General features: G+C 73.6%; 15 protein-coding genes. 1 reads left to right on the plus strand and 14 read right to left on the minus strand.

The window, feature by feature from the left end; genetic code table 11:
* Window positions 1–30: 30 nt before the first annotated feature.
* The 9 genes from QUE44_RS10100 to QUE44_RS10140 form a co-directional block, all read right to left on the minus strand.
* Window positions 31–543 carry a (deoxy)nucleoside triphosphate pyrophosphohydrolase gene (locus tag QUE44_RS10100; RefSeq protein ID WP_286214395.1) on the minus strand — a complete coding sequence of 171 codons (513 nt, stop codon included), beginning with the start codon at window positions 541–543 and terminating at the stop codon, window positions 31–33.
* An 8-nt stretch (window positions 544–551) separates the two neighbouring features.
* Complete coding sequence (gene gcvH / locus QUE44_RS10105) at window positions 552–935, minus strand: glycine cleavage system protein GcvH (protein WP_286214396.1); 384 nt, start codon at window positions 933–935, stop codon at window positions 552–554.
* A gap of 77 nt (window positions 936–1,012) precedes the next feature.
* Window positions 1,013–2,143: a glycine cleavage system aminomethyltransferase GcvT gene (gcvT, locus tag QUE44_RS10110; protein WP_286214397.1), complete on the minus strand. Its 1,131-nt coding sequence runs from the start codon at window positions 2,141–2,143 to the stop codon at window positions 1,013–1,015.
* 39 nt (window positions 2,144–2,182) lie between these two features.
* The gene (locus tag QUE44_RS10115; RefSeq protein ID WP_286214398.1) at window positions 2,183–2,653 is read right to left on the minus strand and encodes a hypothetical protein; all 471 of its coding nucleotides are present in this window, start codon (window positions 2,651–2,653) and stop codon (window positions 2,183–2,185) included.
* A 37-nt stretch (window positions 2,654–2,690) separates the two neighbouring features.
* Entirely contained in the window at window positions 2,691–3,563 is an 873-nt protein-coding gene (locus QUE44_RS10120) for a PP2C family protein-serine/threonine phosphatase (RefSeq protein ID WP_286214399.1), read from the minus strand.
* Window positions 3,560–3,913 carry an FHA domain-containing protein gene (locus QUE44_RS10125; RefSeq protein ID WP_286214400.1) on the minus strand — a complete coding sequence of 118 codons (354 nt, stop codon included), beginning with the start codon at window positions 3,911–3,913 and terminating at the stop codon, window positions 3,560–3,562. The genes QUE44_RS10120 and QUE44_RS10125 overlap by 4 nt, the downstream gene beginning before the upstream one ends.
* A 277-nt stretch (window positions 3,914–4,190) precedes the next feature.
* Complete coding sequence (locus QUE44_RS10130; protein WP_286214401.1) at window positions 4,191–5,270, minus strand: hypothetical protein; 1,080 nt, start codon at window positions 5,268–5,270, stop codon at window positions 4,191–4,193.
* Between the two features lie 24 nt (window positions 5,271–5,294).
* Window positions 5,295–6,437 (minus strand): transglutaminase domain-containing protein, encoded by a 1,143-nt coding sequence (locus QUE44_RS10135; RefSeq protein WP_286214402.1) that lies wholly within the window; start codon window positions 6,435–6,437, stop codon window positions 5,295–5,297.
* On the minus strand, window positions 6,434–7,120 hold the full coding sequence (locus QUE44_RS10140; protein WP_286214403.1) for a hypothetical protein: 687 nt from the start codon (window positions 7,118–7,120) through the stop codon (window positions 6,434–6,436). The genes QUE44_RS10135 and QUE44_RS10140 overlap by 4 nt, the downstream gene beginning before the upstream one ends.
* A 51-nt stretch (window positions 7,121–7,171) precedes the next feature.
* Between QUE44_RS10140 and QUE44_RS10145 the strand changes: the two genes are divergently transcribed.
* Window positions 7,172–7,573: a hypothetical protein gene (locus tag QUE44_RS10145; RefSeq protein ID WP_286214404.1), complete on the plus strand. Its 402-nt coding sequence runs from the start codon at window positions 7,172–7,174 to the stop codon at window positions 7,571–7,573.
* Window positions 7,574–7,847: 274 nt separating this feature from the next.
* Here the strand turns inward: QUE44_RS10145 and QUE44_RS10150 are convergent, their stop codons facing one another.
* The 5 genes from QUE44_RS10150 to QUE44_RS10170 form a co-directional block, all read right to left on the minus strand.
* Window positions 7,848–9,227 carry a DUF58 domain-containing protein gene (locus QUE44_RS10150; RefSeq protein ID WP_286214405.1) on the minus strand — a complete coding sequence of 460 codons (1,380 nt, stop codon included), beginning with the start codon at window positions 9,225–9,227 and terminating at the stop codon, window positions 7,848–7,850.
* A complete protein-coding gene (locus QUE44_RS10155; protein WP_286214406.1) occupies window positions 9,224–10,183 on the minus strand; it encodes an AAA family ATPase in 960 nt (319 codons plus the stop codon). The genes QUE44_RS10150 and QUE44_RS10155 overlap by 4 nt, the downstream gene beginning before the upstream one ends.
* A gap of 22 nt (window positions 10,184–10,205) precedes the next feature.
* Window positions 10,206–11,060 (minus strand): hypothetical protein, encoded by an 855-nt coding sequence (locus QUE44_RS10160; RefSeq protein WP_286214407.1) that lies wholly within the window; start codon window positions 11,058–11,060, stop codon window positions 10,206–10,208.
* A 250-nt stretch (window positions 11,061–11,310) separates the two neighbouring features.
* A complete protein-coding gene (locus QUE44_RS10165; protein ID WP_286214408.1) occupies window positions 11,311–12,354 on the minus strand; it encodes a hypothetical protein in 1,044 nt (347 codons plus the stop codon).
* The gene (locus tag QUE44_RS10170) at window positions 12,243–15,068 is read right to left on the minus strand and encodes an Ig-like domain-containing protein (RefSeq protein ID WP_286214409.1); all 2,826 of its coding nucleotides are present in this window, start codon (window positions 15,066–15,068) and stop codon (window positions 12,243–12,245) included. Before QUE44_RS10170 ends, QUE44_RS10165 begins: the two co-directional genes overlap by 112 nt.
* Window positions 15,069–15,086 lie beyond the last annotated feature (18 nt).

Here is a 15,086-nt window from a genome sequence, read left to right on the forward strand (position 1 = left end):
CTTCATGTGGATATGTCCGAATTGGCGCGACTAGCAGTACGCGCGGCGGTGGCGCTCGATCGCGTCGGCCATGAGCGCCTCGACGATCCTCTTGTCGGCGGGCAGCCATGGCACGTCTCGCCAGCCGCCCGGCTCGAGCCAGCGGATCTGATCGTGGTCCTCAAGCGGTCGCGGCTCGACGGCCGCGCCGTCCGCGCCGGGGAGAATCCTCGCCCACCACACGCGCATCACCAGGCGGTCGGTGTCAGCGTCGCCCGGACGGAGCATCCACACCGGGTCGTCCCCACACGCATCCTCGATGCCGTGGCCGTCATCCGGTCCCACGATCTCGTCGCCGATCTCGACCTCGACGCCCAGCTCCTCGCGCAACTCCCTGCGCAGCGCGTGCTCGGGCGACTCTCCGCGCTCGACCTTGCCGCCCGCGAACTCCCACAACCCCGCGAGCGCGGACGGCGCGCTCCTGCGCGCGGCCAGCAGTTGGCGCGGCGCCTCGAGGGAGTCGGTGATCGCCGCCGCGACCACCAGTCGAGTGTTGGCCGGCATCGGCTGCCTTACGCGACCGACGCCGCGTACGCCTCGGCGTCGAGCAGGTCCGTCGCGGACTCGGACAGTTCGACCTTGAAGATCCAGCCGTCGCCGTAGGCGTCGGCATTGATCGCCTCGGGAGCGCGCTCGAGGGCCTCGTTGACGGCCGTCACCACGCCGGACACAGGGGAGTACAGCTCGCTGACCGCCTTGGTCGACTCGAGCTCTCCGCAGACCTCGCCCGCGACGACGGTGTCGCCCACGCGCGGCGCCTCGACGTAGACGATGTCGCCGAGCGCCTCCGCGGCGTGCTCGGTGATGCCCACCGTCACCACCACGCCCGCGTCGGTGTCTCCGGACACCCACTCGTGCTCGGCGGAGTAGGCCAGCTCCTCGGGAACTGTCGCCATGGTGGACCCCTTTCGGAACGGCGTCGTGAGAACGCTGCGACGTGTGGCGGCCCGCCGTGACGGGCCTTGGGACGAGCCTACGAGGCCCGCGAGTAGAACGGTAGCGCCACCACGGTCATGTCCTCGCGACGCCCGCGCACGTCGATCCCGACGACCGTGCCGGGCGCGGAGAGCGCCGGCGGCACGTAGGCCATCGCGATCGGCCGTCCGAGAGTGGGCGACGGGGCCCCCGACGTCACCGTGCCCACCTGGGTCCCGGCATCGTCGGTCACGGCATACCCGGTCCGCGCGGCCCTTCGGCCGTCGCCCACGAGGCCGACGAGCACGCGCGCCGGCCCGGCCGCCTTGGCCCTCAGGAGGGCATCCCGGCCCACGAAGGCGCCGCGCGGATTGGCCGCCGTTCCGAACGCGACGATGCGCCCGAGGCCGGCGTCGAAGGGCGTCGTGTCGCGCGTGAGTTCCTGGCCATAGAGCGGCATGCCCGCCTCGAGGCGCAGCGAGTCGCGCGCCGAGAGCCCGCACGGCACGAGTCCGTCGCCCGCACCCTCGGCGAGAGCGAGCTCCCACACGGCGGCCGCCTGGTCTGCGGCCACGAACAGCTCGAAGCCGTCCTCACCGGTGTAGCCGGTACGCGCCGCGAACGCGTGAATATCGCCCGTGAGCAGGATGTTTGCCGCGGTGTAGTAGCGCATCGCGTGAATGTCGTCGTCGCCGCGCACGCACATGCGCGCGACGATCTCCTCCGCGCGGGGGCCCTGCACCGCGATGAGCGCGATCTCCGCCGAGACGTCCTCGAGGGCCGCGTCGAAGCCCGCGAGCCGGGCGCCCAGTTCCGCGATAACCGTGTCCTTGTTCGCCGCGTTGGCGACAATGATGAAGTGGTCCCAGTCACGCCGGTACACGATGAGGTCATCGATCACGCCACCCTCGGGCGTGCACATCATCGTGTACTTCGCGCCCCACAGCCCGACGGCGGACATGCGGCCCACGAGCGCGTGGTCGAGGAACGCGGCCGCGCCGTCTCCGCGCACGGAAATCTCACCCATGTGCGACAGATCGAAGAGCCCCGCGGCGGTGCGCACCGCGGTGTGCTCCGCGATGTCACCCGTGTAGCGGACCGGCATCTCCCATCCGGCGAAGGGCACCAGGGTCGCGCCGAGCGCGACGTGCTCGGCATGAAGGGGAGAGCGCAACGCGGCATCTGACATGGGCCCAGCGTAATCCCGCCTCGCGCCCGCCGGACGTGGCTACAGCGCGAGGACGATGATCGCTGCCGCCGCGCCGATCGCGACGAGGGTGCCCCCCGCCGCAGCGACAATCCGCCACGCGCGCCGTCGCCTCGCGGCCGTGTCGCGGGCCCGCCGCGCCTCGGGATCGAGAAGCGCCGAGTCCTGCACCTCGATCCCGCCCGAGGAGGGTCGCGGTGACAGGTCGGGTGAGGGCCACACTCCGACCGGGCTGGCCTCCTGCGAATGCCTCAGGCGCGGAAAGTAGTGATGCGGCTGCTCGCCAAACTCGCCGGCCCTGCTCGGCGGCGCCACCACATCCGGCGGCGGGCGCAGCACGCCCGCGCCGCCGCTCGCGCCCTCACGCCCGGCCTTGGCGTCCGCCGCGGTCGGCGGCGCGGCCGGCTCGGTGGGGGCGGGTTGGGTGTCATGCTCCGCGATGCGCCGCCGCGACGGACGAGTGCGCCCCGACAGCTCTGTGCGGTCAGACAACTCAGCGCGGTCAGACAACTCAGCGCGGGCGGACGCCTCAGCGCGGGCAGCCGCGCGGCGGGACAGTTCGGTGCGGTCGTCGTCCGTCATGCGTCGCCCCTGCGCCGCTCGCTCGCGGTGGTGTCGGCGCCGGTGTCCGCGCGCGCATCGTCCCCCACAGGGTCCACGGCGAGGGGTCGGCGTCGACCGGGGTGACCAGGTCGCTATCCGCGACGACCACGGTGACGTTGTCCCGCGCGCCGCGCCCGACCGCAAGCTCGACAAGGGCCGCCGCGGCCGCCTCCGCGTCCCCGATGAGGCCCACGATCTCGCCGATCTCCGCGTCCTCGACCTCCTTCATGAGGCCGTCGCTCGCGATGACCAGTCGGCGACCGGGCACGTGCGGCACGAGCCACGCGTCCATGCGCGTCTGGTGGTCGCCCACGGCGCGCGTGAGGATGTTCCTGTCGGGGTGAACCAGCGCCTGCGCAGGTGTGATGCGGCCCGCGGTCACGAGCTCCTGCACGTGCGAGTGATCCACGCTGATCTGGCGCAGCACTCCACCCTCCAGGGCATACGTGCGCGAGTCGCCCACGTTGATGACCATCCACCACGGGTGGCCGCGATGCGTGACGGCGATCGCGCCGGTGAGGGTCGTGCCACTCTCGCCTCCGACCTCCTCCTGGACGCCGTCGACCAGCCGACGGGCCTCGAGGTGCGCGCGCTCGACGTCTGCCGGTGTCGCGGGCTCTCCCGCGAGCGCGCGGAAGGCGGTCACTGCGGCCCAGGCAGCCTCGGCACCCGCGATGTGTCCACCCATGCCGTCGGCCACCACGAACACGGGCGACTCGGCGAGATAGGCATCCTCGTTGCGCGCACGTCCGCCGATCACCGAGACGCCCGCGCCGCTGACGGCACCCGTATCGGTCATCGCGCATCGCCCCTGCGGCGAATGTCGATCTCGACGTCTCCCAGGAGCAAGCGGCCCAGCACGGGCGTCGGGACGCCCTCGGGCACCTGCACCTCGCAGCCATCCCTGTCGACCAGGAACGTGCCGTTGGTCGAACCGAGGTCCTCGACCGTCCACTCCCCGCGCGCGAGCGTGAGGCGCGCGTGGGACTTGGACACCGTGCGCGTGGGATCGGCGATGTCGAGTCGCGGGGTGCCGTCGATGGGCGGCATGCCGCCCGCGCGTCCCACGAGCACGCGATCGGAGTCGAACCCGTACGCGGCGCCGTCGCTCGTCACGAGTTCCCACGCCTCGCGCTGGCGCGCGGACACGCGGGTGCGGTCGTCCTCCGGTTCGGCCGATGCCGGGGGCGGCGCCGCGGACGGGGGTGGGGGCGGCGCGGGCGCGACCGGCGGGGGTGGCGCGACCGGCGGGGGTGGCGCGACCGGCGGGGGTGGCGCGACCGGCGGGGGTGGCGCGACCGGCGGTGCGGCGACGGGCTGCGGCTCGGGCTCAGGCTCCGGCACCGCCGCCGGCTCGGGCATCTCGAAGATGGGCACCGCGGAGGGCACGGGGGCGGGGCGGCGGCGCCTCCGCGCATGTACGGGCTCACGGGAAGCGTGGGCGTGGGCTCGATGTAGACGGGAGGCGCCGAGGGAGCGGCGGCCTCGTCAGCGGGGGCCGCGGGAGCGAGGGCTGCGGCGTCGTCTGATGCCGGCTCCTCGGACGGTGCTGCGCTCGTGTCGAGCCATGCGGCCTCCCACGCGACGGACTCCCGGGGGCATCCTCGCGGGGGCCACCACCACGGGGATCCTCTTCCCGCGGCGCCAGGTCGAGAGGAGTCGCCTCACGGGGGGCAAGGGCCGCGTAGCGCGAGACGCGCTCGGCCGCCGGCTCGCTCGGCAGGTCCTCGCGCGCGAGCGCCGCATACGGGGACACGCGCATCGGCGGCGCGGCGGCGGGAAAGGCCGGCTCGGCGCGCGGAGGCTCGGGCGCCGCCGCGGGTTCCGGCTCGGGCGCTGCCGCCATCGCGGACTCGCGCTCCGGCTCGACCTCGGGCAGCGGCACGACCTCGGGCACCGGCTCGAGCTCCGGCTCGGGGATGGGCTCGGGAACGAGCTCGGGTGCGGGGACGGGCTCGCGGTGAGGAAGGTGCGCGGGCACCATCGCGGCCGGCTCATGAGGAGCGATCGACACGGGACCCTGCGTGCGCGCCACCAGCATCCCGCTCCAGCCGACCACCGAGGCCCACAGGGGCGCACTCACGGCAGCGAGCACGGGCAGGCCCGCGGGCAGCACATGATCGAGTCCGAACCGGCGCACGTGGAGGATCCACATCACCCAGGCCGTGATGCCCGCCACTCCCGCGACGGACAGTCCCACCAGCGCGGCATCGGCCAAGCCGTCGATCGAGGCTCCCACGAGCCACAGCGTCAGACCCGTCGCGGCGGTGGCGCGAGCGACAGCGGTCCCCACCACCGAGGACTGGGTGAGCCTGGCCATCTCGACGTACCTGGCCACGGGCACCCACGCGAGCCCCGCGCGTCCGCCTGCCTTGCGATAGACGGCGCCGAGCGCGACGCCCATCCACACGACGGACAGCGCGAGCGACGCGAGCACGGCGAGAACCATCCAGGGCACGTCCACGGCCGGCTCGCCTGCCACCGCGGTGACCACTTCAGCACTCATCCGGGTGCTCCCTTCCGTGTCGCGTCATCGGCGGCCCCGCGCAGACGAGGTCGGCACGCGAACCGCACGCCACCGCTCGTCGACGTGTGCGGTGGGGGTGGTGGGACGCCGGCGCGGGGCAGTGGCCCGCCCCAGCAGCGACCTCGTCGACAACCGCGTGCCGAGCCTACGCCACCGCGTGAGCCTGCCCCGGAACTCCGCGCGGTCGGCCGCGACCAGCTCCCAAGCCCGGCGCGCGTCGCCGTCCTCGACCCCCTCGGTGGTGAAGGTCGCGCGATCCGCGATGTCCGCCAGTTCCCGCCCGTGCCGCGTGCCGTAGGCCGCCGCGAGCTCTCGCCGCGTGGCGAGCGGCATGGCCGCTCTGCCCGCGTCGATTCCCACATCGACGTATTCGTCCCAACCGCCCTGAGCCGCCGCGCGCGCGGTGCCGCGACGTCGCCGCGCGCGACGCACCGCCTTGGCGATGACGATCGCGACGACGGGGACCAGCGTCATGATCAGCACCGCGATCCCGACCACCGCGACGCGCACCCAGCCCGTGAACCACGGCTCCACAACGGGTTCGGCCGGCACGGAATCGTCCCCTCCCGAGCGGCCCTTGAGCGCAGCGACGGCGTCGATCGCCTCGGCACGGTCCGGATCCGTCGCGGTCGGGAGCTCGGGGTCGCGCTCGCTCGCGACCGAGGGCGTGACCGGCTGGGTGTGCTGAGGCGTCACGTCGACGGGGATCCACTCCCCGGAGGCGGACTGGACCTCGGCCCATGCGGTCATGTGGCGGCCGCGGCACACGCCGTCCGCGCACGACGGCGGCGTCCAGCCGCGCGGATCCGTGTCGAGCAGCCGCGCCCCCACGACCACGCGTGACGGGAAGCCGAGTTCGGCCGCGAGGAGCGCGGCGGCGGCCGCGAACTGCTCGTCGTCACCGGCCGCCGCGACCAGCGCCGCGTCCGATGCCCCCGGCCCCACCTGTGCCTCGCGCTCCACGAGCGCCGCGAAGAGCCTGTCGAGGCGATCGTAGGAGTGGCCTGCGGGCGAGGGTTCGAACGTGTACGCGCCGAGCTCAGCGAGCCAGCGCGGATTGCCCTCATCCGTGAGCCCGTGGCTCAGGTAGCCGCGCGAGCGGAGCCTGTCCACGAGCGTCGCGAGGCCGGCGCCGTCACGCGTCACTCCCTGCGCCTCGACCCAGTCGCGCAGCGACTGGGGATGAGGTCCGCGGGCACGGCGGCGGCACCGGGCGACGGACCCGCCTGGGCGAGGTCGATGTCGGGTGCGGCGGCGGCGCTCGCCGTGAAAGCGTCGCCCGCCGCGACGCCGCCGTCCAACGCCACCACCGCGATGCCAGCCTGCGGCGCATAGTAGAACGAGTCGACCAAAGCGGTCGCGCGCGGCCCGCCAAACGTGACGCCGCCCAGCTCCCCTGGCAGCGGTGCCCACGGTCCCTCGAGCGCGTCGACGGTGAGCGTCGCGGAGACGCCATCACCGGAGACCGCGAGCGCGGAGGGCACGTGTTGAAAGCGCAGCGGGGTGTAGCCGGACGGCGCGACCGCGGTGAACTCGCTGCCATCGAAGAACGGCAGCGCCGCGATGCGCACGCGCTCGACATCCCCGGCGAGGTCGCCGATCGTGAAGAGCGGCGCGTCGTACAGGTCGTCGGCGAAGTACGCGCGATAGCGCGACAGGGGCGAGACGGCGCGATCGACGACGAGCCGCGGCTCGATCGCCGAGCGCCCCACCTCGCGGGGCTGACTCCCCGCGACCGGCACCGCGACGGCCGCCGCGGACACCACAGCAAGCCCGACCACCCCGGCACCCATCGCGACCCTGCCGAGCGCGCGTCCGCGCACGCGCACGCCACGCACCCCGCCCCCACTCCCGCGAGTGCGCGCCGGCGCTCGTGCCCGGTGCGCCACAGCACCCACCCGACGGTGGCGGCCAGCGCGAGCAGGCCCAGGACCATCTCGCGGCTGAGCGAGGCGAGCGGGCCGGGAAGCTCCGCGAGATCACGGCGCGCCGCGGGACCGAGCGCGATCGCGGCCACGACCGCAGCGCCGCCGATGACGCCGGCCACGCCCCACCGCCGCGGCCGCGTGGCCGCCCACGTGACCGCGGCTCCCGACGCGACCATGAGGACGAGCGGAACCGCGAGCGTCGCCTCATACTCGCCCAGCGGAACGGGCAGCGTCACCACGTCGCGCCACCCCCAGACCGGGGCACGCAGGGCATCGGCGATTCCCCGCGCGACGCCACCCAAGCCGTCCGTCATCGCCCCCGGAATGGCCACCACGATGGCGGCCGCCAGATAGCCCAGGAAGGCGAGGACCGCCGCGAGCCAGGGCCCGCGCCTGACGGCGACCGCGATGAGGGCCGCGAGCACCCCGACGGCGAGCCCCGTCGCCGCGACGATTCCGTAGCGGTGCGGCCCCTCCCCCTCGGGGACGAAGACCGGCCGCAGCGTGAGCCACACGATGCCCACGATCGCCATCGCGTAGAGGCAGCCCGCGAGCAGCACCGGCGCAGGCACGGCCTGCCGCATCTCGCGGGAGCCGGGCCGTCTGGCGGCGGCGTGCGGCGTCTCCGTCATCGTCGCGCCACCCCACGGGCCAGCAGTTGGCGAAGGTCGTCGAGGACACCCAGGGAGACCAATTCGAGACCGCCCAGCGCGCGCAGGCCCGGCTCGGAGGCGGGGTCGCACACGACGGCACCCACCGTGACATCGGACGGCAGCCGCAGCGCCGCGCTCCGCAGGCGTTCGAGCGGCAGGGCGGAGCCCGTGATGAGGAGCGCGAGCGAGGTGCCGCGGTCCGACTCGGCCACCATGCGCGTCACCGTGCCGAGCTCCATGGCAGCGTCCGAGGCCTCGATGCCCGTGAGGTCGTCGAGCATGGCACGCGGCGAAGTCACGCGCAGCGCCCTCAGCGCGCGCACCGTGGCGCGCGCGAACTGCGGCACGTCGCCGCTCGCGACCGCCTGCACCTCGCGGCCGTCGCGGATCGCGCGCACCCCGAGCGAGGCCATCGCGCTCACGGCCATCTCGAACTCGTCCTCGGAGGCGTAGGAATGCGCGTCGACATCGAGCACGAGAGTCAGCAGCGAGCGTCGCGTCTCCTCGAACTGGCGCACCATGAGGGTGCCCGTCTTCGCGGTGGACTTCCAGTGGATGTGGCGCTGCGCGTCGCCTCGCTCGTACTCCCTCACGGCGTGGAACGAGATGTCCTCGCTGGTCAGCACCCGCACCGCCTGACCCTCGAGGTCACGCACCCACCCGAGCGACGTGCTGGGCACCGCGACGGTGCGCGGATGGACGTACAGCGTGCGCACGTCCTCCCACGTGAAGCGCCGGCGCACCAGGCCGAGCGGATCCGACCGAGTCGACGTCGCGGGACCGACCGCGACGATCCCCCTCCGCCGCGCGGGAATCGTCACCCGCTCGCGGTGCTCGCCCCCGCCACGCAGCAACGGGACGTGGAAGTCGACCAGCGCGGGCCCGATCGGCAGCTCGACGCGCCCGGGCAGCGCGGCGCGCGCGCCCTCATTGGTCACGACGATCGCGCCACCCGCGTCCTCACCCGCGACCACGGCATCGCGGTCGAGCGAGAAGTCGACGCGATAGCGCGCACGCCCGAGCAGGAACGGCAGCGCCGCGACCAGCAACACCGCCCCGGCCACGCCGGCGACCACGCCCTCGTCCCATCCCCACGCGAGGCCCGTGGCCAGACCCACGAGGGTCCACCCGGCGACCGTCCATCCCGCCACCGTGACCACGCCGCGCACGGCGGCCCATGCGGACCGCACGCCAGCGACCGCCGCATCCCTGGCATCGTCCACCCGCAGGCGCGCCCCGACCACGCGCCCGCGCGGGGCGTCGGCGACCTCGGTACGCGTCGCGTACGTGGTCGTGACACCCGTGCGGGTGCGCTCGACGCCGCGCGTCGAGGTGCGGTCGGGGCTTTCGCTCACGCGAGGTCTCGCTGGCTGGGCGGCTCGGTGTCGAGCAGGATCTGGCGCACGACCGCGCCCTGGGTGACGCCGTCGAACTCGGCCTCGGGGTCGAGGATGAGCCGATGCGCGAGCACCACCTCGGCGAGGGCCTTCACGTCATCCGGAATGACGTAATAACGGCCGTGGGCGAGCGCCCACGTGCGGCTCGCGCGCGCGAGCGCGAGCGCGCCGCGCATCGACGCGCCGAGGCGCACCTGGGTCGCGGTGCGCGTGCCCGCCACGAGGCGCGCGATGTAGTCGGAGATCAGCGCATGCTGCTGGACCTCGTGGGTGAGGCCCGTCATCGTGGTGATCGCGTCGAGCTCCGCGATCGCCGGCACGGTGACGCGCACGGGCCGCGCGGGCTCGAGGATGCGCAGCGTCGCGGCGTGGTCGGGATAGCCCAGGGAGGTGCGCATGAGGAAGCGGTCGAGCTGCGCCTCGGGCAGCGCGTAGGTGCCCGCCTGCTCGATCGGGTTCTGCGTCGCGATCACCATGAACGGGGCACCCACCTCGCGCGTGACGCCGTCCGTCGTGACCTGACGCTCCTCCATCACCTCGAGCAGCGAGGACTGCGTCTTGGGGGAGGCGCGGTTGATCTCGTCCGCCAGGACCACGTTCGCGAAGACCGGGCCGTGATGGAAATCGAAGCGGCCCTGGTCGTACACCGTGACGCCCGTGACGTCGCCCGGCAGCAGGTCGGGAGTGAACTGGATGCGCGCGCTCGTCCCGCGCACCGTCTCGGCGATCGCGCGCGCGAGCGAGGTCTTGCCGGTGCCTGGCACGTCCTCGAGCAGCAGGTGACCCTCGGCGATCATCGCGGTGAATGCGAGTTCGACCACGTGCCGCTTGCCCACGATGGCGCTCTCGACGTTGTCGACCAGCTTGGAGAACGTGGTCTCGAACCACTGGGTGTGCTCGGGAGTCAGGGCCACAGCGGCCTCCTTTTCTGCGCCGTCATGGCGAGGTCGGTGGTGGAGTCGGAGGGGACGATGCCGCGGCGGCCGCGGCCCCGCACGTCACGGTCGCACTGGTCCAGTCCGCAATGCCGTCGAGGGCGTCCTGGAAGTCAACGGTGACGAACGCGGCACGCATGAGCGTGGGGTCGCTCGTGACGGCGCGGTCCTCATCGAGCATGGTCACGGTGGTCGCGAAGTCCTGCGCGCGGCCGCCGAGCACCGCGACGGGCTCGGTGCCCGCGGTGCACTGCTGGAAGGCCGCGGTGGGGCGGTAGTGGGCACCCGACTCGGCGGTGACCGGGGTGCTCTCGTCGGAACAGGACCGCTGACCGCCGCCGAAGTCGACGCAGTAGTACGCCTCGACCTCGACCGCGCGGCCGGCAACCATGATGTCCGCGAACTGGCGTGAGGTCGCGCCATCGGAGCCGCGATACCAGATCTCGGTTCCCCGCTCGGGTTGCCACTGAGGCTCTCCCGCGAGCGCGGTCGTGCAGGAGTCACCCGACCCGACGCACTCCGTCGCCACGCGATAGCCGCGCTGCAGCACCGGCGCCCCAGGGTCGGAGAACGCCGCGAAGATCACGTCGACATCGGGGGCACGTCCGTGCACGTCCGCCTCGACCCTGCTCTCGGCACACACCGTCACGGTGTTGGTCGCGTTGGGGGTGACGGCGACCTCGAAGGTGGCCGTGCCCGAGGTCGCGCGCGTGTCGGGGCGGCACACGCCTCCCGTCGCGTGGCCCACCCACGTCGTCGAGCCGGCGCCGCCCGAGGCGACGGTGACGGTGACCGATGCCGTGGATGCGCCGTCGTCGTACGTGTGCGAGGTGCCGGTGATGGTGGGGCGGCCCACGCCGTTCGCCGTGAAGGCGACGGACTCCCCGGCGGCGACGGCGCCGTCGACGGGGGCAGGTCGAGGCCGGTCAGGGGCGTCAGCACCACCTGGACGGGGGAGTTGGATCCGATCGCGACGCCCGTGAGCCGCTGCGTACCCGCACGCACGGGAACCGTCTGCGCCGTGCCTCCCGCCTCGACGCGGAGCTCACGAGTCGAGCGGTCCGTCACCTCGACCACCACGTCGATGCGCTCGCCGTCGCCGCTGGTCACGGAGGGTGCCCACGACACCAGCCGCGGCGGTGCGGGGGTGCGTACGCCCACGCCGTGACGCTCGCCGCGTCGCGGGACCGCCCGACGGCGTTGACGGCGTATGCCGTGTACGTCACCTTGTCACCGTTCGCGAGGCCCGTGAGGGGTGCGCACACACCGCTCGCGGTGCAGGTCGCCACGCGCGTCGAGCCCGCGAGGATGTCGAAGCCCGTGAGCGCCGGGTACGCGCCGGCCGCGGCGCCGGGGTCCACCGCGAGCGTCAGCGTGCCGTCCCCGTACGCGGTCTGCGTGAGCGCGGCGGCCCCGCGCGGGAACCCCTGCAGGTCGAGGCTGATGGTTCCCGACCGCTCGGCCGCGCTCACGCGGCCCTGCGCGTCGCGCACGCTGAACACCGCGTCGCACACCCCGCCAGGGGCATCGGCGCTCCAGGAGGCGCGCACCGTCCCGGGGCCGGCCACGGCGAAGTCGACCGCGGGGCAGTCGTCGGACGCGGTGACGTCCACCACCTCAAGAGGGGTCCCCGGCAGGGGGTTGACCTCCCCGCGCGCCCCGCTCACGGTGATGAGGCAGCCGTCGCCGGAGGCCTGCGAGCACCGCTGCACGACCGTGCCTCCCTTGGGGAGCTCCGACGGGGCGGGGCCGACCACGAGCGACAACACCATCGGCCGCGTCTCGGGATGGCTCGCGAGCGACACGGAGACGGACTCCGCGCGTCCCGGCGGGGCATCGTCCCTCGCGGTGACGGTGACGACGGTGCCGCGCCGCGACACGTCGAAGAGCGTCCCCGTGTGGCTGGTCGCGATGTCGACCGCACGCGCCACGGCACCGGGCGGCCACGTCACCATGCCGGCAAGATCGAACGCGGAGGTCTCTCCGGGCGCGACCTCGATGGATGCGGACACGAGCGTGGGGACGGGGTCCGCGGGGATCACCATGACCGGCACCGGAAGCACCGTCCACCGCTCTTGTCCCACGATGCGCACGCCGACCAGGCACGTGTCGACGTAGGGGGCGCCGTTGCCCGCGTCGTAGCGCACCACCGATGCGCCCTCGGCCGTGCAGCGCGCCTCGTCGCGCGTGCCCCCGCGCTGACCTGGGACGGGTCGATCTCGAGGGCGGTGGTGGCGGGCACCGCGAGCAGGTCTCGCAGGTCGGCCGTCGCGGAGGCACCCTCGGCGACCTCGATGCGGGCCTCCTCGCGTAGCGCGAGGCGCAGGTCCTCGTCGCCGGGCACTCGCAGGAAGCCATATCCCGTGGCGGGTTCGCCCGCGAAGTCGACGCCATCGACCCGGAAGGGCACCACACGCGTGCGCTCGGGCAGCGGGCCCGCCACCTCCGAGCCGTCGACGGTCACGCCCTCCTGCTCACCCCACAGCGAGAGCGTCAGTCCGGCCGCGTCGCCGCTGGCCCACGCGACGGTCTGGTCGAGGACGTCGACGCCGGTGGGGAAGGACTCCCGCGTCTCGAGCGTGAGCACGGTGTCCGCGACCACGGGCACGTCGACCACGGCCTCGCGCACGGTCTTGAGGACGATCCTCCCCTGGGCGATCGAGCCGGTCTCGTTGCGCGCGGAGTAGAGGAAGGCGAAGGTGCCTGCGTCGGCGCCGACCTCGAAGGTCACGAGTCCCTGCGCGAGGGCGCCGGTGTCCGGCATGAGCGCGGCGAGCGCGGCATACTCCGGCGTGCCCGCGATCGCATCCGGTCGGACCGCCACCAGCTCGAGCTCCCCGCCAGTGAGGTCGAGGTCGTTCGCGAGCGGCTGCACCACGATGCGCCGGCCCTCGGCCGCCTGCACCTGCACGAAGTCGGTGTACGTCACGGGTGCGGGATCGGCATCGGCCGCCACCACACCCACGCGAGCGGTGGCGGTCGCGGTGCGTCCCCGCGCATCGACGACCTGATACACGAAGTCGTCCTGGCCAGCGAAGCCAGGGGACGAGGCGTAGACCAGCGCGGTGCCGTCCGCGCTGATGCGCGCCGCTCCCTGCGCGGGCTGCTCGAGGATCGCGTCGAGACGGACGGCATCGCCGTCGGGGTCGAGCCCGGCGCCGTCGAAGACGATGCGCGCCTCGTCACCCGAGGACGCGCGGCCCGCAAGGTCGCGGGGCGTGGGGGCGGCGTTGTCCTCGCCCGCCGTGACGGTCACCGTGAGCACGGCCGTGTCGCGCTGCGAAGGATGGCCCAGCACGTACGACGCGTAGGGGATCTCATACGTACCCGGCCGGTCAGGAGCCAGGATGCGCACGAGCGGCCCCGCCCCAAAGGCCAGACCAGCCCCGTCGGGAGCCGCGACGGATCCGGGATCGAGGGCGACCACGGCGCCGGCGGCGGCGAGGTCGTTGTCCAGCACGCGAGCGTCGACCTGGCCTCCGGCACGCACCGTGATCACGTCGTTCGCGGCGACGGGAGCAGCCGGCACCGCAGCGTCCAGGAGGATCACCGTGATCTCGCCGCGGACAGTCATCGCCTCGCGGCCCGAGCCGTCGGAGACCGTGTACGCGACCACGCCGAGTGCACCGGGCTGGCCGTCGCCCGTGGTGCCCGACAGCCGCAGTGCCCCGTGACCGACGATCGACTGCTCGAGACGCGCGCCCCGCTCGGGGGCGGGAGAAGCATCGGAGACCAACAGCACCCGTCCGCCGGGGTTGGTGACCGCACCCGCCACGTCGACCGTGACGTCCTCGTGCGGACGCACAAAGGCCGTGAGAGGGACCGCGGCGAGGGCCTCATCCTCGGGGGCAAGCACCGTGACCCGCGCGGTGCCGCGCACCTGGCTCGCGCCGTCGACCACCGTGATGCCCACCGTGTACGTGCCCGAGCGGTCCGCCTCGAACACCACTCCGGACCCGTCGGGAGCCACCTCAACCGCGGCGCCGTCAACGGGATCGACACTCGCCTCCGTGACCACCTGTGCGCCGCTGCCGCCCGTCACGCGCGCGGCGGCGTCGATTGTCACGCGCACCCCTTGCAGAGCGGTCACCGACACGGGCTCGAGCGAGAGGCGCGGCTGTCCGACGACCCCGATGCGGAGAGTGCGCGTCTCGCTGGCGCCCGTCGCGTCCGCGACGGTGACCTCCACCTCGACGGCCGTCGCGTCGCCTGCGTGGCGCACGACGACGGTCCCCTCCGGGGAGGCGGCCACCGCGACATCGGGATCCGCCGAGGCCGCGTGTGCGACGTAGACCGGGTCTCCCTCGGGGTCAACCCACCCCTCGAGAACCTCGGCCGCGACCATGCCGCCCGGTTCAAGTTGGGGCGCGGGCCACGGCGCGGTGCAGTCCTCGACACCGCACCACACGGGGGCAGAGTCCGTTCCCTTGACCGCGACCGTCACCGTCGCGGGAGCGGACCGGCCCTCGTCACCCGTGCCGTCGGTGATCGCATACGAGAACGTGGCCGTGCCGCTCGCGGCGTCCGCGACCTCGATCACGATCGACTGGCCGTCGTCGGCGAGCGCGACCGTGCCAAATCGAGGATCGGGCTGCGTGAGAGATGCCGGATCGATCGTGAGGAGATCACGGTTGGGATCGTGGTCGTTGAGCAGCACGGGCAGCCGCACCTGGCGTCCGGCGCGGACGCCGAACGAGTCGTCCTCCGCGACCGGCGGGCGTGGATCCCTCACCTCGACTGTGGTCTCGTCCTCGTCGGCCTCGGTGGCCGACTCGCGATCGGGTTCCCAATCCTGGGACGAGCGCACGAGCGTGCCGGACGGGACGTCCCACACCCATCCGCTGCGTGACTCGTTGAGCACCATGCGAGAGCCGTTGCCGCG

Source organism: Demequina sediminis (assembly GCF_030296675.1).
GTDB lineage: Bacteria > Actinomycetota > Actinomycetes > Actinomycetales > Demequinaceae > Demequina > Demequina sediminis.